Source organism: Bacillus sp. z50 (assembly GCF_058313585.1).
Genome location: NZ_JBZFQL010000009.1, coordinates 1 through 20,201, shown reverse-complemented (window position 1 = coordinate 20,201; position 20,201 = coordinate 1). Strand labels below are relative to the sequence as shown.

At 38.9% G+C, this 20,201-nt stretch carries 18 protein-coding genes, 9 tRNA genes, 1 rRNA gene and 1 pseudogene; 2 read left to right on the top strand and 27 right to left on the bottom strand.

Annotated features, from left to right (window positions below):
* Window positions 1-49: 49 nt before the first annotated feature.
* Window positions 50-172, top strand: a pseudogene (locus tag AC4G3N_RS17925) (KGG domain-containing protein); the annotation flags it as partial.
* Window positions 173-236: 64 nt separating this feature from the next.
* Here the strand turns inward: AC4G3N_RS17925 and AC4G3N_RS17920 are convergent.
* The 17 genes from AC4G3N_RS17920 to sigW all read right to left on the bottom strand — a co-directional run bounded on the left by AC4G3N_RS17920 (window position 237) and on the right by sigW (window position 18,118).
* The gene (locus tag AC4G3N_RS17920) at window positions 237-860 is read right to left on the bottom strand and encodes a DUF305 domain-containing protein (protein WP_066102612.1); all 624 of its coding nucleotides are present in this window, start codon (window positions 858-860) and stop codon (window positions 237-239) included.
* 135 nt (window positions 861-995) lie between these two features.
* Window positions 996-1,640, bottom strand: coding sequence for a hypothetical protein (locus tag AC4G3N_RS17915; RefSeq protein WP_066102615.1), 645 nt, complete (start codon window positions 1,638-1,640; stop codon window positions 996-998).
* An 83-nt stretch (window positions 1,641-1,723) separates the two neighbouring features.
* A complete protein-coding gene (locus AC4G3N_RS17910) occupies window positions 1,724-2,167 on the bottom strand; it encodes a YrvL family regulatory protein (protein ID WP_139892855.1) in 444 nt (147 codons plus the stop codon).
* A 269-nt stretch (window positions 2,168-2,436) separates the two neighbouring features.
* Complete coding sequence (locus AC4G3N_RS17905) at window positions 2,437-4,092, bottom strand: FAD-binding protein (protein ID WP_491090896.1); 1,656 nt, start codon at window positions 4,090-4,092, stop codon at window positions 2,437-2,439.
* A 219-nt stretch (window positions 4,093-4,311) separates the two neighbouring features.
* Entirely contained in the window at window positions 4,312-5,229 is a 918-nt protein-coding gene (gene rbsB, locus AC4G3N_RS17900) for a ribose ABC transporter substrate-binding protein RbsB (protein WP_066102624.1), read from the bottom strand.
* Between the two features lie 15 nt (window positions 5,230-5,244).
* On the bottom strand, window positions 5,245-6,177 hold the full coding sequence (locus tag AC4G3N_RS17895; RefSeq protein ID WP_491090935.1) for an ABC transporter permease subunit: 933 nt from the start codon (window positions 6,175-6,177) through the stop codon (window positions 5,245-5,247).
* A gap of 1 nt (window position 6,178) precedes the next feature.
* On the bottom strand, window positions 6,179-7,666 hold the full coding sequence (locus tag AC4G3N_RS17890) for a sugar ABC transporter ATP-binding protein (protein ID WP_491090894.1): 1,488 nt from the start codon (window positions 7,664-7,666) through the stop codon (window positions 6,179-6,181).
* 21 nt (window positions 7,667-7,687) lie between these two features.
* Window positions 7,688-8,077, bottom strand: a complete 390-nt coding sequence (gene rbsD, locus AC4G3N_RS17885) for a D-ribose pyranase (protein ID WP_066102633.1) — start codon at window positions 8,075-8,077, stop codon at window positions 7,688-7,690.
* Window positions 8,055-8,954, bottom strand: a complete 900-nt coding sequence (gene rbsK / locus AC4G3N_RS17880) for a ribokinase (protein WP_066102636.1) — start codon at window positions 8,952-8,954, stop codon at window positions 8,055-8,057. Before rbsK ends, rbsD begins: the two co-directional genes overlap by 23 nt.
* Window positions 8,951-9,931, bottom strand: a complete 981-nt coding sequence (locus tag AC4G3N_RS17875; RefSeq protein WP_066102639.1) for a LacI family DNA-binding transcriptional regulator — start codon at window positions 9,929-9,931, stop codon at window positions 8,951-8,953. The genes rbsK and AC4G3N_RS17875 overlap by 4 nt, the downstream gene beginning before the upstream one ends.
* A gap of 404 nt (window positions 9,932-10,335) precedes the next feature.
* Window positions 10,336-10,551 (bottom strand): DUF378 domain-containing protein, encoded by a 216-nt coding sequence (locus tag AC4G3N_RS17870; RefSeq protein WP_066102643.1) that lies wholly within the window; start codon window positions 10,549-10,551, stop codon window positions 10,336-10,338.
* 476 nt (window positions 10,552-11,027) lie between these two features.
* On the bottom strand, window positions 11,028-12,830 hold the full coding sequence (gene glmS / locus AC4G3N_RS17865; RefSeq protein WP_491090890.1) for a glutamine--fructose-6-phosphate transaminase (isomerizing): 1,803 nt from the start codon (window positions 12,828-12,830) through the stop codon (window positions 11,028-11,030).
* A 423-nt stretch (window positions 12,831-13,253) separates the two neighbouring features.
* Complete coding sequence (gene glmM, locus AC4G3N_RS17860) at window positions 13,254-14,600, bottom strand: phosphoglucosamine mutase (protein ID WP_066102649.1); 1,347 nt, start codon at window positions 14,598-14,600, stop codon at window positions 13,254-13,256.
* 81 nt (window positions 14,601-14,681) lie between these two features.
* Entirely contained in the window at window positions 14,682-15,932 is a 1,251-nt protein-coding gene (locus tag AC4G3N_RS17855) for a CdaR family protein (protein WP_066102655.1), read from the bottom strand.
* Window positions 15,925-16,749, bottom strand: coding sequence for a diadenylate cyclase CdaA (gene cdaA, locus AC4G3N_RS17850; RefSeq protein ID WP_066102658.1), 825 nt, complete (start codon window positions 16,747-16,749; stop codon window positions 15,925-15,927). Before cdaA ends, AC4G3N_RS17855 begins: the two co-directional genes overlap by 8 nt.
* Before the next feature lie 181 nt (window positions 16,750-16,930).
* A complete protein-coding gene (locus AC4G3N_RS17845; protein WP_140462300.1) occupies window positions 16,931-17,530 on the bottom strand; it encodes an anti-sigma factor family protein in 600 nt (199 codons plus the stop codon).
* Between the two features lie 15 nt (window positions 17,531-17,545).
* The gene (sigW, locus tag AC4G3N_RS17840; RefSeq protein ID WP_375138423.1) at window positions 17,546-18,118 is read right to left on the bottom strand and encodes an RNA polymerase sigma factor SigW; all 573 of its coding nucleotides are present in this window, start codon (window positions 18,116-18,118) and stop codon (window positions 17,546-17,548) included.
* A gap of 154 nt (window positions 18,119-18,272) precedes the next feature.
* On the opposite strand from sigW, the gene AC4G3N_RS17835 reads away from it, so the two are divergent.
* Window positions 18,273-18,437 (top strand): aspartyl-phosphate phosphatase Spo0E family protein, encoded by a 165-nt coding sequence (locus AC4G3N_RS17835; RefSeq protein WP_077247995.1) that lies wholly within the window; start codon window positions 18,273-18,275, stop codon window positions 18,435-18,437.
* 715 nt (window positions 18,438-19,152) lie between these two features.
* Here the strand turns inward: AC4G3N_RS17835 and AC4G3N_RS17830 are convergent.
* The 10 genes from AC4G3N_RS17830 to rrf form a co-directional block, all read right to left on the bottom strand.
* A tRNA-Gly gene (locus AC4G3N_RS17830) sits at window positions 19,153-19,227 on the bottom strand.
* Window positions 19,228-19,231: 4 nt separating this feature from the next.
* Window positions 19,232-19,304 (bottom strand) — tRNA-Lys (locus AC4G3N_RS17825).
* Window positions 19,305-19,308: 4 nt separating this feature from the next.
* Window positions 19,309-19,383: transfer RNA gene (locus tag AC4G3N_RS17820), tRNA-Gln, on the bottom strand.
* Between the two features lie 53 nt (window positions 19,384-19,436).
* Window positions 19,437-19,520 (bottom strand) — tRNA-Tyr (locus AC4G3N_RS17815).
* A gap of 11 nt (window positions 19,521-19,531) precedes the next feature.
* Window positions 19,532-19,604: transfer RNA gene (locus tag AC4G3N_RS17810), tRNA-Thr, on the bottom strand.
* Between the two features lie 99 nt (window positions 19,605-19,703).
* Window positions 19,704-19,779: transfer RNA gene (locus tag AC4G3N_RS17805), tRNA-Val, on the bottom strand.
* Window positions 19,780-19,787: 8 nt separating this feature from the next.
* Window positions 19,788-19,862 (bottom strand) — tRNA-Glu (locus tag AC4G3N_RS17800).
* 35 nt (window positions 19,863-19,897) lie between these two features.
* Window positions 19,898-19,970: transfer RNA gene (locus tag AC4G3N_RS17795), tRNA-Thr, on the bottom strand.
* 21 nt (window positions 19,971-19,991) lie between these two features.
* Window positions 19,992-20,066 (bottom strand) — tRNA-Asn (locus tag AC4G3N_RS17790).
* A 12-nt stretch (window positions 20,067-20,078) separates the two neighbouring features.
* Window positions 20,079-20,195, bottom strand: a 5S ribosomal RNA gene (gene rrf / locus AC4G3N_RS17785).
* Window positions 20,196-20,201: the final 6 nt, after the last annotated feature.

Below are 20,201 nucleotides of genomic sequence, written 5' to 3'. Positions count from 1 at the left end.
CAGAGTATACAACAAAACAATTAAAATAAACCCAAAGGAGCGATTTATTATGGCAGACAAAATGTCTAGAGAAGAAGCAGGACGCAAAGGCGGAAAAGCTACATCTAAAAAGCAAGACAAAGAGTTCTACCGCGAGATCGGCAAAAAAGGCGGAGAAGCACGCAATAACGATTAATATGAATGCTAAAAAAAGCAAGAAGGTGACGTGATTTACTCTCACGTCACCTTCTTTATGCTTATCGAATAGTTTTTAATAAATTATTCATTTCTGCAACTTGCCTTTGTTGTGTAACAATCATCTTTTGTACGATTGTCCTTAATTCAGGATTTTGAGTATACCTTAATATATTTTTGCCCATTTCAATAGCAGCCTCATGATGTGGAATCATTTCAGTCAGGAAGTCTCTATTAACATTTCCCGTTGGTTTCGCAGCCTCCAATTGAGTGATCATTGAGCTATAAATGTTATTATAGGTCTGTAGATAAGCAGCTTCTGCCTGCTTATTCACTTGAGGATTATTTTTTAGCTTATTTTTCAGTTCCTCCATTTGTCTTATACCATTTAACTGTTCCTTAATTATCGTATCTGCCAGTCTTTTCAGCTGATTATTGGCACCGTCATATTTTAATAAATTTTCTGCCATAGAAACAGCTGCTTCATGATGCGGAATCATTTCATACAAAAAATCGAGCGATGGATCCCCTGTTTTAGGAGCCTCAGACATACTTTCCTTCATAACCTGCAAAATACTTCGATAATTATCATAATAGTCCTTTTCCTTAGGACCAATTTCCGCCTGAACCTGTGAACTGAACATACATAGGAATGCCAATAGTACTGCTATACTTCTTTTTCTCATAAAGAATCCTCCTAAGTTGTTTATTTTTCTTATTATGTAAAAAAGGTATAGTCCCTATGCATTTCATTCACATAAACGATTTAAATTCTTTCTCTCCCAGCATGAAGCTTTTAAACTTTCCATCCTATATGGAAATTAAAATTGATCAATCTCACCTATGATATCCTTTAATACATCTATCGACTTAAGTATATCTCCTTCATAATCCATGCCGTGGTACACCTTTGGGTAGAGCCTTGTTTTCATACTTGGATGATAATCCAATTGTTTGAATCTATCCTCTATATATTGATGATCATGGTCGCCAATAAAGCATAATCCTTTGACAGAACTGTCTTTCATAGCACTCCATACATCATCTCTTTTTAGTAAAGGTGTCAGCCAAACAGCTTTTGCATCCTTGAATTGAGATTTTTTCAGCTCATTGCTCATCGCGATCGTACCAAGTGATTTTCCAATCAGGTAGAAATTTTCATACTCTCTATCCTTCAGAGCATGATCAATCATTGCTCCGGAATCATAGATAACCGCTTCAACTAGCTGTTTGTAGGTGAAATCCTCATAAAAAGAATCTCCATATGGGTACTCTAATTGCAATACATCTATCCCTTTGTTTAAATATAACCCTGTGGCAAAATGAAAAAGAGGTCCATGAACCGTATATCCCAACCCAGGAAACATAATGGCCAGGCTACGTGAATCTTTATTTGTACTGAAAATGGAATAACGAATTCGCTTTTCTTTATATCCTGAAACCTCGTTACTATTAACCTCTTCCATCACAATCTCCTCCCAATTAAAAATTAAGCAGATTAATAATAAAATTTTTTACCAATTATATGTATTTAAATATTAATAGTCTTTCAAGTTTCCTTCTGCTCTAAAGCCTCTTCAAGGAAGAACATAAAAATAACCACGATTATTTCCACTATAAAAGGAACTGTAATGCGACCCATAAATTCGTCTACTGTATAAATAGTCAGCCAACTAAAGATACAGTTAAACAGAAACTTCACAGCGAATAATTGGTAGGTCCCAGATATATAGAGTTTTGATAATTTAACAAGCACCATTGAAAACAAATCCAACACCAAACCAAGCAAAAAGAGAAACACAACAAATAGGAAGAGTGTAAATCGAGAGTCATACTCTCCCCCAAACAATCTAAAAAAGCCCGCAAAACTAAAGTAAGTAACACCCAACACAAACGACAAAGGAATGAGTACAATTAGGCAGATAATCACCACAGTTGTAATCTTTTCTTTTATCCCCATCTCCCGAAAAGGTTTATCTTCATTCGAACTCATGAATTACATTCCTACTTTCAAGTACAATATGTCCTGAGTCTATTATAAGCTTCATCTTGTTAGGGAGGCACCGTCTTTATATAAATCTTGGAAAAAAACAAGCATGTATGATGGCTGATTTAATAGAAAAAATCATTTTAACTAATAATAAGAAAGAATTTTAGCGAACTCAAAAAGTCTTCCTTTATCAAGTAGAGGAAGACTTTCAAACCGGAGTTGATTTTAATACTTAATACAGAGTGCGTTGGTGAAATATCGAGCTCTAAGGCTTATTCAGCTGATACTAGTAGTTTCTCTTTAATATGGTTAGCGGATATATAGCCAAATACCGTTGATGGTCCTAATGTGGCACCTGGACCAGCATATACACGTCCCATAACGGATGCTGAACAATTTCCAGTTGCATATAACCCTTCTATCGGTAATCCATTGCGAAGAGCTTGCCCATGTTCATTAGCTACAATTCCGCCTTTTGTCCCTAAATCACCAGGATAAATTTTACAGGCATAGAATGGCGGTTTTTCAATAGCACCCAGGTTAGGATTTTTATAAGTAGGATCGCCGTAATAATTATCATAAACTGAGTTTCCACGCCCAAAATCTTCATCCAACCCTTTTTTTGAAAAATCATTAAACCTGTTAGCCGTATTTTTTAACCCCTCTATGTTAATTTTGCATTTCTCCGCCAATTCTTCAATGGAATTCGCTTTAATTAAGAATCCGCTTTCAATTGCACTTTTAGGAGTTCTTCTTGGGAGCATGTTACCAAACAAATACTTATTTCGATGTCTGCTCTCCATAATAAGCCATGAGTGAATCGCTTTCCCATTCTTTTCTTGCCTTTCAAGAATCGCATGGCCAGCATCTGTATAAGATTGTGACTCGTTAAAATAACGTTCTCCCGTTTGATCCACTATTATACAATGTGGCATTGAACGTTCATGCACAAGGAATTTTCGGGCACCGCTTGCGTCAATCGCTGTAGGTCCCCACCAGGCATCATCCAATAAAGCAGTATCTAAGTTATGCTTTTCTGCGATTAACAGCATATCTCCTGTGTTATCCGGACTTGCAGCTGTCCAGTCTGTTCCTACATGATGATATTTTTTGCGCAGCTCCAGATTTCGTTCAAATCCTCCACCCGCCAAAATCACTGACCGACACTTGATAAAATATGGTTTCCCCTCTTTTTCTGCCTCGACCCCTACAATTTTATCTTCCTCCATGATTAAATCCTTTAAGGGTGTAGATAACATCAGTGGGACTTGATATTTCTTTGCAATTATGAGTAAACGGCTGACCAATCCGCCTCCAATCGATATAGCATGTTCACCTTTGATCTTATGCTTAAATCCATTCAGGAACATACCGACAACCGTGTTAAAATCTTTTGCATTTGTAAAGGCTTTTGGTAAAGAGGCTACTTTGCCGGAATAGATGGGCATCGGAGCCTCAAGCTCACCCGTTCGCAAGGTCTCTTCGTTCTCTGCTAAAAGCCTAGCATCAACAATTTCCGCCTCAATGGAGCGACCTATTTTACCACCAGGTCTTTCAGGATAATAATCTGGATACAATGAGCCCGCTACCCACTTCATCCCTAAATCCTCTAAAAACTTTACCATCCTGTGACCATTTTTCACATAGGCCTCTTTTCGCTCATACGTAGATGCTGGCCCTGTGTCCTCTATTATTTTTTGCATATAAGTAAGAGCTTCTTCTTCACTGTCCTGTAAGCCAGCATTTTTCGAAACATGATTATTTGGAATCCACAAACCTCCGCCAGATAAAGCCGATGAACCACCCCATACAGATCCTTTTTCAATAATAGCTGTGCGAAGACCGCCATACGCAGATGTAATAGCTGCTACCAATCCTCCCGCACCACTGCCTACTACTATAACGTCATATTCTTCATCCCAGTTCATTTGCATTCCTCCATATTGTCCAAGTTTTATATTTATATGAAAGATACAGCAATAAAAGTACGTCTTTCTTCTATCTACTGGCAAATGATTTTGAAGGGTAAAAGAGTTCCCATTTTATTAATATGCACACAAAAAAACAGCTGCCGACTCTATCGACAACTGTCCATTGTAAAGACACTCTAAATCTATTCTTTCAGTTAACAAATATACAGAAATCTATTATTTTTTTATAAGCTTAAGCTCTACAGGTATAGCTTTATCGATTTCTTTGCCGTCTAAATGATTTACGGCAGCCTCAACTGCTTTTTCACCAATTAAACCTGGCTGTTGAGCAACGGTAGCAGCCATCTCACCGGATTCAACCTTTTTCAATGCATCATCTGTCGCATCAAAGCCAATAACGATAATATCTTTACCGCTTCCTTCAATTGCTTCTAGAGCTCCAAGAGCCATCTCATCATTTTGTGCGAATACTGCTTCAATATCTGGATTAGCCTGAAGAATGTTTTCCATAACTGTTAATCCTTCTGATCTATCAAAATTAGCAGTTTGGCTAGCTTTAATCTCTACTGATTCTTTTACTGCTTCATTAAATCCTTCTCCACGGTCAATAGCAGCTGATGAACCAGCTATCCCTTCTAACACAGCAACCTGAGCACCTTTTTCTACTAAAGTAAGTAAATATTCGCCTGCTAATTTACCGCCCGCCTTATTATCGGATGCTATATGAGATATAACTTCTCCACCCTCTGATGATCTGTCTACTGTAATAACTGGAATCCCAGCGCTATTAGCTGATTCAACCGCTGAAGAAACCGCAGAAGAATCTACAGGATTAATCATGATCATATCAACTTTTTGCTGAATTAAATCCTCTACGTCAGACGCTTGCTTAGAAGCATCATCTTGAGCATCTACTACTGTTATCTTTGCATCAAGGCTATCCGCTTTTTCTTCAGCAGCTTCGCTTAGTGACACGAAGAACGGATTGTTTAATGTAGATACTGAGAACCCGATAACCATATCTCCTTTTTCCTTGGATGACTTGGATTCTGATTTGCTTCCTGATTCCATTGAACAGGCTGCCAACACAACAGATAACATTGCTGCCAACAGAATTAATGAATACTTTTTCATTTAATACACTCCCTTTTATGCTTGTTTTTTGCGATCTAAAAGAACTGCCATTAATATAACTGCACCCTTCACAACCTGTTGGAAGAATGATGAAACCCCAATTAAATTCATTCCATTATTCAGTACTCCGATTATCAATACACCTACTAATGTACCGAATATCCAACCACGTCCTCCAGTTAGCGAAGTACCCCCTAAAACAACTGCGGCAATCGCATCCAACTCATAGGATTCTCCAGCAGTCGGCTGAGCTGAATTCAGACGTGATGTTAAAATTAATGCTGAGACAGAGGCTAAAAGACCTGTAATTGCGTAAACCCAAATTTTCACTCGATCCGTATTGATTCCAGATAGCTTGGAAGCGTCTTCATTTCCACCTACAGCATAAACTCGGCGGCCAAAAGTTGTCTTATGGAGAATGAAATATAATATAACGAAGGCCAAAATTGTTGTAACAACAGGAACAGGAATTCCTAATAAATATCCTTTACCAAACATTTGGAAAGTAAGAGAGTCACCCAGCCCCGAAACTGGCTTTCCTTCCGTATAAACAAGCGTTAATCCGCGATAAATAGTCATTGTTGCTAAAGTAGCAATAAATGGGGCAACTTTTCCTTTTGTAATGATCACTCCATTAATTGCACCCAGGATTAACCCAAGTATTAGAGCAGCACCCATTGCTATGATTGGATCTGTACCACTGGCAAGAAGGCTTGCTGCCACTGCACCGGTCAATGCCAATGTAGAGCCGACAGAAAGGTCAATTCCCCCAGTCAAGACCACAAATGTCATCCCAAATGCAATCAGCCCGCTAATTGTAACTTGTCGTAAAACGTTTAAAATATTTGAGACCGTCAAGAAACTCGGATTCATGATTGTAATTACCACAATTAATAACAATAGACCAAATAGCGGACCTAGCTTGGAAAGCCACTTTTTGTAGTTCACTTTAGACAATCTTCTCTCCCCCTGTCGCAAAATGCATGATTCTTTCTTGTGTCATATCTTTCTTCTCTACTACCCCTGTCAATTTACCTTCCTGCATCACTAGCACTCTATCCGCCATACCTATGACTTCCGGTAGTTCTGAAGAAATCATTAAAATAGCTACCCCAGCCTCGGCTAATTGATTGATAATGTGATAGATTTCCTTCTTAGCGCCAATATCAACCCCTCGTGTCGGTTCATCCAGAATCAGAATTTTTGGTTGAGTGCCGAGCCACTTGGCAATAACAACCTTTTGTTGATTACCGCCTGATAGAGACTTAACGATTTGTTCTGCACCAGAGGAGCGTATTCGTAACTGATTTATGTAATTTTGAACAAACTCATTCTCCTTGCCTGGCTGTATAACGCTAGCTTTAGAGCCCTTTTCTAAATTTGCCAACATAATATTCTCTTTAATTGAGAAATCTAATATTAATCCCTTTGATTTTCGATCCTCTGTCACCAAACCAATTCCAAGCTTCATAGCTTCTATGGGAGTTTTAATTTGGACCTTCTGACCATCAATAAAAATCTCCCCCTGGGTAGATTTCCTATGTCCAAATAGAGCTTCTGCTATTTCAGTTCTACCAGCCCCCATCAATCCTGAGAGTGCCAATACCTCCCCTTGATGCAAGGTAAATGACACATCCTGAAAGGCATTATCCGCACTTAAACCCTTCACCTCCAGCTTCTTGTTGCCTATCTTGGCATTTCTGGAAGGGAATCGTTCTCCTAACTGACGTCCAACCATCATAGCAACGATTTCATCGAATGTTGTCTCCGAGATTTCCTTCACTCCTACATATTCTCCATCACGCAATACCGTAATCCGATCACAAATTGCAAATATCTCTTCCATACGGTGGGAAATATAGACGAATGAAATTCCCTTGCTTTTCAGCTCTCTAACTGTTTTAAACAGGGTTTGGATTTCACGGTCTGTCAAGGCAGCAGTAGGTTCATCCATAACAATATATTTGGCTTCAGAAGCAATCGCTTTTGCAATCTCAATAATTTGTTGCTTCCCGACCGATAAGTCTCCCGCTCTGGTCCGTGGATGAACATCCAGGCCTAGCTTTTTCAATAGCCTTTTTGTTTCCTGTTCCATTTCTTTACGTTTCAAAACTCCAAGTCCATACTCTAGTTCCTTGCCGAGAAATAGATTTTCGGCCACGGTAAGGTCAGGTAAAATATTTAACTCCTGATGAATCACATGGATACCCTGGTTCTCAGAATTCTTCGCCGACTTAAAATCCATCAATTGACCGTCGACTCTTACCTCTCCGCTGTCCTTCGTATAAATACCTGACATGATTTTCATCAGTGTAGATTTTCCTGCTCCATTCTCTCCCATAAGCGCATGAATTTCTCCGTTAAGCAATTCAAATTGGACATCCCTGAGTACGACATTACCACTGAATGCTTTTGAAATACCGGACATCTGAATCATTTGCCGTTCACCCACCCTCTGTTAAAAAATAACGCCACTCTGTAAAATAATATTTGCATATGGCGAAGCTTCACCGGTACGAATGATTACTTTAGCTGCCTTTGTTTGTATTTTAAATTGCTCATGCGTTACCTTCTGTATATCATTGAAGCATTCATGAACGTAGTGGTTTATATCAGGATTTGTTTCCTTCATTTCCTCTGCTATAAAGACCTGCTCTACTTCCAAATCTTTTAAAACCTCTTCCAAAACAGGAATGAATCCTGGTTCTCCGAGCTTATAGGCTAAGTCGATACATACAGTTCCATCTGGAATTGGAAGTCCGCAATCAGCAATCACAATCTGATCTGTATGGCCAAGCTTGGCAAAAATACCGGCTAATTCACGATTAATGATTCCCTTTTTCTTCATCAAGCTTCCCCCTTAACCTTGCCTCAACCGCATCTATTCCAGGCATTCCGCCTTGAGCGCCAAATCCTTCAACCGATAACGAAGCTGCAATATTGGCAAAATGAGTTGCATCATTAAGAGATTTTCCGTTTACATAGGCATGAGCAAAAGCGCCATTAAATGTGTCGCCTGCACCCGTCGTATCAACCGGGGTCGTTCTGTATCCTTCTACATGGATAATCTCATTACCATCACTATACATAGCTCCTTTATCTCCCAAGGTCACTATTAATTTATTTGGGTACTCTCTAACTGCTTGTTCTGCTGAAAGACCCAATATTACATTGCATTCTGTTTCATTAGGTGTTAAAAACGTAATCTTATCCATCCATTCCACTCGGAAATTTTGGGCTGGAGCAGGATTTACAATTACGGGAACCTTTAATTCGGAACATAAATCCAAAGTGTATTCTACTGTTTCCACCGGAATTTCAAGCTGCATGATGACCAGTTTTGACCGTTCAATTGTCCTGCGGTGTTTGTCTATCAAGGTCTTATCTACTTTAAAATTCGCACCTGGCACAACAATAATGCGGTTATCCTGATTATGCACAATGATATTAGCTATACCAGTGCTTTCAGATACCTTGCTTACACCATTTGTATCAATTTTTTCTTTTTCAAGGTTATCAATCAGCATGTCACCAAAGCTATCGTTACCCACTGCACCGATCATCGCAACCTGGCTGCCTAAGCGGGCTGCAGCAACTGCTTGATTAGCTCCTTTTCCACCAGGAATTGTTTCAAACCGCTCTCCCAGTACTGTTTCACCCTGCTGAGGGAATAGCCCTGATTGGCAAACTAAGTCCATATTTATACTCCCTATTATGGTAATCATTGAATTGCCCCCTTTGTTGAATCTCTTATGGTTAATTGCGGAGCTACAAATTCAGTCATTTGTTCGAGTAATTCTCCATCAATTTGTTTAATCAGTAATTTAGTTGCTTTAGAACCAAGCTCATAAATATTTTGTGCTACTGTCGATAACCCAGGTGTCGTCATCTGTCCAAGCATAATCCCATCAAATCCGAGAATTTGCAATTGATCGGGCACTGTTATTTTGAGAGAATGGGCTGCTTTTAATGCTCCTATTGCCGAAACATCACTGCAGGCAAAAATTGCATCAATCGATGAGTCCTCCTTCAATAATTTAAAAACAATCTGCTCAGCCTCATTAAAATCAAATGGACACTCAAGTATAGTAGTTTTAATCTGGCTGGTTTCAGTAGCTTGTAAAAATCCTTTCAATCGATCATCAGCCGGCTTCAGTCCATCTGGGCCGCGTAAACAAACAAGATGATTGATTTGCTGCCTAAGCAAAAATTCAGATCCGAGTTTCGCCCCTTCTATATTCTGGGTCATTACTGTAGGAAAACCTTCGCCAATTGACCGATCAAGCGCCACTAATGGGACATTAAGGCTTTTGTAATATTCCTTATCCAACTCGTTTGTTGCCAAAATAATACCTGCTATATACTTTCTCGTTAGTGTTTCAATGTATTGGCGTTCTTTCTCCGCCTGCTCATCTGTATTGCAGAGAATAACCGTGTAGCCATTTTCATATGCTGCGTCTTCCACTGCTCTTGCCAGCTCTGGAAAGAAAGGGTTTGTTATATCTGGTATGATGAGCCCAATTGCATTTGTCTGCTTTGTATTCAAGGATCTAGCAATTATACTGGGCCGATATCCTAATTCTTTAATTGCATCCTCTACTTGCATACGTGCCTTTTCGCTTATGTAGCCTTGATTTAAATATCTCGATACAGTCGCTACAGAAACTCCTGCATACTTTGCAACATCTTTTATAGTAGCCATTTTATCTCCAAACAAAATATGGTACCGGTACCATATGTAACCGGTTACATAATACATTACATGATTTTACAGAATGTTGTCAATCATTTTCATTTATGAATTTGGTCGATATGCCGACCTTTTTAAATTTATGCTAAAAGGAGGATGAAGAGGGAAGCTATAAAAAGATACTACACGGGGCTATCTGTGTCTTACTCAATTTTGAACTTTTTATCCATTTTCTAACTTAAACAAGAATATGTATATACCGCTTACGTTCTTCTCTATAAAAATTCATTAGCTCACCTGAGGTTCACCCATTAGGCAAATAGAGGTCCAAGGAAAAGGACCTCATCTTTAGTCAGCTCATCTATCTTCCCATAAACACCCCCCCTCTTTAAAGAGGGGGGAGATTAAAATTATCATTAAGCCGCAATACGTGATTCCTTTGATGGAGCAAAGAGCAACCCAATATTAGTTAAACCAGCAATACCTACTAACGCATAGACGATTCGAGAAAGAATGGCATCCTGTCCTCCAAATAAAGTTGCTACAAGATCAAATTGAAACAAACCTATCAGCCCCCAATTTATAGCTCCAATGATCGTTAATACAAGTGCTATTTTCTGTAAAATACTCAATTTTCATTTCCCCTTTGTAAGTTTTTTGTAATCATTTACTATATTCACGTAATCACGGATACTTAAACCAAAATATATAGAAAAAATATAAGTTTTGTATAATTTTATTAAAGGATAGTATTCCGTTATAAGAGTGATTTGTTTGAGAAAACAGTTACTAACTCTTCAACAAAATTAAATCATTACCGGCTTAGTAATATGTAAAATGTGCAGACTCATTAGTCTATCAAACTTATATTTGTATTCTCCTCTATATTTTTCGTAAATTAGGGAGTATGAATATACAAATAGGCTGTACTGGGAAGCCAGATATACTTGCTCTTGTGTACAGCCCATTTAGTCTTAACCTTTAGAAATAACCTAGTAAGGATGAGTTTACTAATTGTACATCTAAAATTTCCTCTATCAAATTCAAAAAACCCAGCTCCCTTCAAACGAAGAGTAGCTGGGTATTGAGTTTATACTATATTGATTCCTTACTCAACCGTAACCGATTTTGCTAGATTACGAGGTTTATCCACATCACAGCCACGGTGAAGGGATGCATAGTAAGCAATTAGTTGTAATGGTATTACAGAGATAAGAGGTGTTAACATTGGGTTAACTTCTGGAAGTACGTATGCGTCTCCTTCTTGATCAAGTCCCTTCATGGAAATGATGCAAGGGTTAGCGCCACGTGCAACCACTTCTTTTACGTTACCACGGATGCTTAAGTTTACAGCTTCCTGTGTTGCCAAAGCAATAACAGGTGTTCCTTCTTCAATTAAGGCAATTGTACCGTGTTTTAGTTCACCGCCGGCAAAGCCTTCCGCTTGAATATAGGAAATTTCTTTTAGCTTCAACGCACCCTCAAGGCCAACGAAATAATCGACAGAACGTCCAATAAAGAAACAATTACGTGTAACAGCAAGATATTCGCGTGCAATCATTTCGAATTTATCTTTGTCATCACATAGAGCCTCCATTGCGTTCGCAACGATTCCCAATTCTTTTACTACATCAAAATCTGCTAATTGATTTTTTTCTTTCGCCACAACAGCCGCCAGGATTGTTAATACAGCCATTTGTGCTGTGTATGCTTTAGTAGATGCAACCGCAATTTCAGGACCAGCATGTAATAACAACGTAAAGTCAGCTTCACGAGACAATGTTGACCCAGGTACATTAGTAATCGTTAAGGCTTTGTAGCCCATCTCTTTTACTTGCACAAGTACGGCACGGCTATCTGCTGTTTCTCCGCTTTGGGAAATGAAAATGAACAATGGTTTTTCTGATAGTAAAGGCATATTGTAGCCAAATTCGGAAGCTACATGAACTTCTACCGGTACTTTCGCCATTTTTTCAAACATTTGTTTTCCAACAAGGCCAGCATGATAGCTTGTTCCACAAGCAACAATGTACAGACGATCCGCTTCATTTATCGCATTAATAATTGCGTCGTCTATTTTTAGCTCACCCGCTTCATTCTGATAAGCTTGAATGATTTTACGAGTTACTAAAGGCTGCTCATCAATTTCTTTTAGCATGTAGTGCGGATACGTTCCTTTTTCAATATCGCTTGCATCCAGCTGTGCTGTGTAAGGCTCACGAGTAACTACTGTACCGTCCAATTGTTTAATGGTGATATGATCTTTTGTAACAAGAACAATTTCTTTATCCATAAGTTCAACAAACTGGTCTGTTACTTGCAGCATAGCCATCGCATCACTAGCGATTACATTGAAATCAGCACCTACACCTACTAATAATGGGCTTTTATTTTTAGCTACATAAATGATTTCTTCATCTTGTGCATCCAGTAAGCCAATTGCATATGAACCATGCAATAGACCCAGAGCCTTTGCAAAAGCTACTTCTACGTTAAGTCCTTCTTCAACAAATTTGCTGATAAGCTGAACGATTACCTCAGTATCCGTATCACTCACTAAATCAGTATCTTGAAGGTACTCCCTCTTTAATAATTCATAGTTCTCAATTACACCGTTATGAACGATCGTAAAACGTCCATTCGAACTTTGGTGAGGGTGAGCATTTCTTATGCTTGGTACTCCATGAGTTGCCCAGCGAGTGTGTCCAATTCCTTTAGAAGATTGTACAGATGAATCTACGCTTTCACGTAAATCAGCTATTCTTCCTTTTTCTTTGAACACATGTACACCGTTCTCATTCATAACAGCAATACCAGCTGAATCATATCCTCTATATTCAAGCTTTTCTAAGCCTTTTAGTAAAATTTCTTTAGCATCTTGATGTCCAATATATCCTACGATTCCACACATACTTGTTTATCCTCCTATAAAAAAGATGAAGGGAACAAGAATGCCCAGGGGGGCACACTTGCCCCCTTATCTCTGAATAATTTTTAGTTGATATATGCATCTCTTTTTATTCTGTCCAATTTGTCACCAAACTGATTTAGTAAAAAGAGGGTCAGTTGTGCATGCAACCGGAAGGCATCCGCCGAAAGATCGATAACCTCCACCTCGTCAACTGGGTTACTCCAGTCCTGGCGCTTTAATAACTAAATAACATCTTCCCTCCTCTTCTATTTTGAACTCAATTTTCAGCATACACTATTTGCTCTCATTCCGTCAACATTTACAAAAATATACATTTAAATCTCATAATTCAGCTATACATATATAAAATATGCATAAGAGGAAGAACTGTTCCCCTTATGCATTAATTGTTATTGATTATTATTATAAGCCCATCTCTGCCCTTACAACATCGGCAATTCTCTCAACGTATTGATCGCATTGTTCCTGTGTAGGTGCCTCAGCCATTACACGAACGAGTGGTTCAGTTCCGGACGGTCTAACAAGAATTCTCCCGTTTCCGCTCATTTCCTCTTCCACTTGATCAATAATTGCCTTCACTTTATCATTATCCGTTACATGATGCTTATCTGTTACACGGATATTAACAAGTTTTTGTGGATAAACTTTCATTTCGCCTGCAAGTTCTGAAAGTGGCTTACCTGTCAGCTTCATAATATTAATGAGCTGTACACCTGTCAGCAATCCGTCTCCTGTTGTATTGTAATCAAGGAAAATAATATGCCCTGATTGCTCTCCGCCAAGATTATATCCACCTTTTTTCATTTCTTCTACAACATACCGATCTCCAACAGCTGTCTGCGCACTTAAGATTTGGTTTACATCTAATTCTTTATAAAATCCCATATTACTCATAACTGTTGAAACAACTGTATTATGCTTAAGGCGGTTATGTTCTTTCATGTATTTTGCACAAATGAACATAATTTGATCTCCATCAACGATTTTACCTTTCTCATCGACAGCTATTAATCGATCTCCATCTCCATCAAAAGCCAGACCAACATCCGCTCCCTTTTCGAGAACAAATTCAGCCAGCTTATCTGGATGCGTGGATCCGACTCCTTCATTAATATTAAGACCATTTGGTGAAGCACCCATAGTCGAAACATCAGCATCTAAATCAGCAAACAAGTGTGTTGCTAAAGAAGAAGTAGCTCCGTGTGCACAATCGAGGGCTACATGGATATTTGTGAAATCCTCGTCCGCCGTTTGTTTTAAGTATTGAATATATTTTTGCCCACCTTCGAGGTAATCATTGATTCTACCAATGTTTTCTCCGATTGGTCTTGGGAGTTGATCTTCTTCCATATCTAATAATGCTTCAATCTCTTCTTCCTGATCATCTGAAAGCTTAAACCCATCAGATCCGAAGAATTTAATACCATTATCCGCTACAGGGTTATGGGAGGCAGAAATCATTACACCTGCTTCTGCGCCTAATGCTTTTGTTAAATAAGCAACTCCAGGTGTTGAAACGATTCCCAAGCGCATGACCTCCGCTCCAATTGAGAGCAGACCTGCTACAAGGGCACTTTCCAGCATGAAGCCGGATATTCTTGTATCACGGCCAATGATTACTTTTGGACGGTTTTCATTATGTTTTGTTAACACATATCCTCCAAATCGGCCTAGCTTAAAAGCAAGCTCCGGTGTCAGTTCGCTATTTGCTACACCCCTCACACCATCTGTACCGAAATATTTACCCATTAAAAATCTCTCCTTCTACTAATACACTTCATATTTTATTGCCTATATATACCTAACTGTCTTATGAAAGAGTGTAGGTTGTTATCCATCTGAACTTTTTTCTGAGATTTCCACTGTAATTGTCTTACTATTGTTAGGCAGTTCCCAATGTACCTCATCTGGTGCATTCACCTTTAAGGGTACTGTATGGTTTCCTACATTTAACTCTTTTACCTCGATAAATATATCAAAATCACTGGATTTCAGGGATTTAATCTTAGATGCCTCGCCTTCAATGGCCAGGTCCACCATCCCTTTTGAAGGATTAAGAATTTCCGCCTCATATTTCTCATTGTCTAGTCCCTTTATTTCAATAGGTATATTCGAGATTGTTTGAGTATTTTCCTTCTTTATCTTAATTGTCACTTTAACCGTATCTATAGAAGATCCAACCACTCCATCAGGCAAGCTGACTGGAATTTCAATTACAGTATCCTCATCAATATTGCTGACATCAACAGGTACCGTTATCTCCTTTATATCTTTAAGAATGGATTCTCCTCCATAGATGGTAGCTGTCTCCGAATCAATTTTAATACTTTCAATTTTAACTCCTTCAGGCGGTGCTCCTGTAGCTTTAGCAGATAGGCTGACCTCTTTTGAAGGACTGTTTACATTTATCGAGATATCAACTGTACTAGGTTCAATATTCACATCTAACAAGTTCATATTGCTATCAAATGCCTGTACTGTTGCTTCAGTTAGAATATCATTCGTTACATGTGAGTCCGTTTTAACAGTTGCTTTTACAACAGAAACCTTATCGACATGGCTCTTGGCACCCGTTATTTCCACTTCTGTTGGACTTAGATATGGCGGGTCTGATGAATATCCTTCTGCTAATAGTGTTTTATCAAATTCAGCCTCGACTTTGAAGTTCTCTGTTACCTTCTCCTCTACCACTGCTGTTGCATTGGCCTGTGTCAGTGTATAGTTAATTTTATCCGATAAATTCTTTACCTTGATTGGTACCTTTTGAGAACCAATTTTAGGATCGGATAAGTCTACATAAATCTCAAAGTCCATTGTAGATTTAGCAGTTATAACTATACTCTTAGGTCCCTCAATCGTAATATCCAGAGTTTCGGGTATCCCGCTGACAATTAAATTATCGGTATCATAATAAACCTCAACAGGCACGTTTTTAATCGTGGCTGTTTCTGTGCTTGAAGGTGTATTATAAGGATTACTGGAATTATTGATTGGGTTACTATTGACAGAGAAAAACAGGAATAGTGCAATCAGAAAAGCCCCAATTTTCATAAACCAACTGCTAGAAATAAGTTTATCCATCTTTTCTCGACCTCCAATTCCAAAGATTCGAAGAGGTCGTTTTATTATTTATGGACAATTCATTTTCAAGCATATTTTGCAGTTCATCTAACGAAAGATTCCGATAAAGCTCTCCGTTTTTCGTTAAAGAAATATTCCCTGTCTCTTCCGAAACAACGATTGTCAAGCTGTCGGTAACTTCACTTATTCCCAGCGCCGCCCTGTGCCTTGTTCCCAGTTCCTTTGAAACAAATGGGCTTTCAGATAAAGGAAGATAACATGCTGCTGCAGCAACTGTGCCATTTTGCAGAATTACCGCTCCATCGTGCAGTGGTGTATTCGGTATAAAAATATTAATTAATAACTCAGATGACACTCTGGAATCGAGACGTATACCTGTCTCAATATAATCATTAAGACCCGTCTCTCTTTCAATTGAAAGAAGGGCACCAATCCGGCGCTTGGCCATATAGGTTGTCGATTTAATAATAGCTTCAATTGTTTGCTCCTGCACATTCTCTTCCTGAAAATTTGTCCTGGAAAATAAACGGCCTCTCCCCAACTGTTCGAGCGCTCGTCGTAATTCAGGCTGAAAGATAATAATGATGGCTAAAACTCCCCAAGTCATTACATTTTCCATTAAATAGCTCATTGTATTTAAGCCAAGGATTTCACTCGCAAAGCGTCCAATCACAATTAAAAGGATTCCACGTAATAGCTGTACGGCTTTTGTCCCTTTAATAATTTGCAATAATTTATAAAAAACAAACCAAACGAGAAAGATGTCGGTTATGTTGATAATATAATCTAATAAAGAAAAGTTGTTTAGAAACGGCATGTCATTTCCTCCAGTCATGTCCTTTCCCATGAACGGTGTATATACCGCTATGTTGTATAACCCCACTATTATAACATACTGTTCCACAAACTCTAAGAATTCAGTCCCAAATTCATTGATAGAAAAAGAAAAAGGCCATCCGCGGTGGATTGCCTTAAATAGGTCTATTTCTATCTATAGATTAAAAAACTCTTGATGCTATATCCTTAGTATGAAACCAAATCCATTCAAACAGTTGATCAATCTCTTCTATATTTCCAGTCACTTCACCAGCTCCTGCTAAATAGTTATCTCCATTAATAACCGTTACGTTCCCATTGACTTTGCCCTCAACTTTTATATCTCCATTTTTGACAACAAGGTCCCCTTTGACCGTCTTTCCTTCCGGAACAATCACAGTTTGTCCTTCGACGACCAAGTTAGGGTCTTTAGAGAATGAGAACTGTTCATCCTCTCCCCAATAGGAAAATAAGCTACTGCCCATCAATAGAATAAAGAGCGAAGCGGCAATTAACACTGGATTGCGCTGCAGCCATTTTTCAAACCTTCGCCTTTTCGATTGTTTAGGTAGATTTCTCATTACATTTGCGGTAAATCCGCTAGGTGCTGTAATATGGTTACTTTGAAGAAAGGCAACTGTTTTACTCAACTCGTGAAAGGTTTTCTTACACTCATCACATTCTGCTATATGCGAAAGAAGCACATTGGAATGTTCTTCATTAATGTCATCGTCGAGATAATCATGCATATAATCTGCGATGTTTTCTGGGCATTGTTTCATTTTAATCCACCTCATTTATATAGATCGCATCGATTTTCTCAGTGCATCTCTTCCCCTATGAATTCGTGTTTTCACGGTTCCTACCGGTAAATTAAGGATTTCACTAATTTCTTTCAGAGATAACTCATCCACATATTTTAATACAATAACTGAGCGGTATTTTTCAGGCAGATTCTGAATTTCCTTTTGCATTTTTTCTTTAAGCTCTAAACTCTCCAGTTCATCCTCAGGTAACTTTGTATCCGATGGAATCTGTGAATACATATCAAGCCCCTCTGTACCTGCTACTTCTGCATCGAGATAATAATCCGGCTTCTTTTTACGTATACGGTCTATACATAAATTTGTAGCAATCCGGTATAACCAGGTGGAGAACTTTCGGTTCATCTGGAAAGTGTGTATATTCATATATGCCCGTAAAAAAGCTTCCTGTGCCACATCCTCTGCTTCATGGCGGTCACCCAGCATGCGATAGCACAATTGAAATACTCTGTCTTTATAAAACTGAACGATGTCTTCATATGCCTGTTGTTTACCACCCAGCACTTCCTGTATTCTTTCTTTAATAAGTCCTTCCAAATTGTCCATCCTCCGCATTGGCGGCCTTCAGCATTTATACGCACTGGCCTTGAGAAAAGTTTCAATAAAAAATAATTTTTGTTTTTTACATTGACACACTGTTTAATCTTTATAAATATGGGTAATAAAGGTAACAAAACCTCTTGCAGATAGGAGTGAAGACTTGGAACTACATATACTTATGAAGGATATTGAACAATGCCGCCAAAGAATGATACTACTTGCCTCTTCAACTTCAATGCTTGACTCTGATGTCATCAAAGCAAGTACTGAACTGGACTCATTAATCAATCTCTATCAAACTCACACAAGATATGTAAAGCAGTAATCCTAAAAAGGTTGCTGCTTTTCTTTGTGGAATGATGATCTCTGGTATCCACTGACGGCTAACAAAATCCCAATTGGTATTAGTTTCACTCATTATATTTAGACCCAGAATGAATAGGCCCTATTCATTGCCTCATCCATTCCGGATAAGGGTCAACTTTTACTGTACTAAGTATACAGCCAGGAGACAGTCATATAAATTTTCTCCTGTGCCCTTCACTATTTATCATTCAATGTCGTTTTTCTTTACGTTTGACCCCATGCCTTATTCTTGAATTAACCTACCTCTCAAACAAACCGTAGATTCTTTATAAAACATCTATATATAATCGACAGGATTTGTTGATATATATCATAACCAGATTAACTTCTTCAAACGTACTGGCATTACTTAAAGAGCACCTTTTCCCCTATCGATCAGGCAATGTCATTCACCGAACCTTTATGCTAATACTCTTTAATCTATAGATCGCTTATATAATGGTTTTAAAAGTACACACTTAACTTCTATCATACCTTATTAGCTTAGTTCAGTCTCGCAAATCGTTTCTCAAGAGTAAAGAGCCTCTTTAGTACCAATAAAACGGTAGCTGAATAGTTTAATTCTTGCTTTTGATGCGTGCCAATTCTTCTTATCGCAGGGCTTAATGGTTTTTATAATAAAAAAAACCTTAAAATGCAATGCATTTAAGGTTTAAAATAGTCGTATAAAATTTTGGAGCGGAAGACGGGATTCGAACCCGCGACCCCCACCTTGGCAAGGTGATGTTCTACCACTGAACTACTTCCGCAAAATGAGCCATGAAGGACTCGAACCTTCGACCCTCTGATTAAAAGTCAGATGCTCTACCGACTGAGCTAATGGCTCTAAATGGCTGGGCTAGCAGGATTCGAACCTACGAATGACGGAGTCAAAGTCCGTTGCCTTACCGCTTGGCTATAGCCCAAAAAGAAAAAAAGGGACAATATCTTGTCCATTACTCAAAGCTTATTAAAATAATGGTGGAGGGGGGCAGATTCGAACTGCCGAACCCGAAGGAGCGGATTTACAGTCCGCCGCGTTTAGCCACTTCGCTACCCCTCCGATATTAAGAGTGCCGGCAAGAGGACTTGAACCCCCAACCTACTGATTACAAGTCAGTTGCTCTACCAATTGAGCTACACCGGCATATTAGTTTTAAACCTTCTTTTGAAGAACACTTAGTTAGTATAACCTATATGGATTATAATTTCACCAAGTATTTTTTGGTAATATTTTTGGTTTAAATGGTGGAGGATGACGGGATCGAACCGCCGACCCTCTGCTTGTAAGGCAGATGCTCTCCCAGCTGAGCTAATCCTCCATATTAATTGGTGACCCCTACGGGATTCGAACCCGTGTTACCGCCGTGAAAGGGCGGTGTCTTAACCGCTTGACCAAGGGGCCATTCATAAGATGTTAAAGTCATAACTACTTTCGAGAGCTTCCAAGCGGGCTCGAACCGCTGACCTCTTCCTTACCATGGAAGTGCTCTACCTGCTGAGCTATGGAAGCACAATAAACAGGACAAAAAAATGGCTCCGCAGGTAGGATTCGAACCTACGACCGCTCGGTTAACAGCCGAGTGCTCTACCACTGAGCTACTGCGGAACAATATGAATTGCCCGGCAACGTCCTACTCTCACAGGGACTCGCGTCCCAACTACCATCGGCGCTGAAGAGCTTAACTTCCGTGTTCGGAATGGGAACGGGTGTGGCCTCTTCGCCATCATTACCGGACTATTT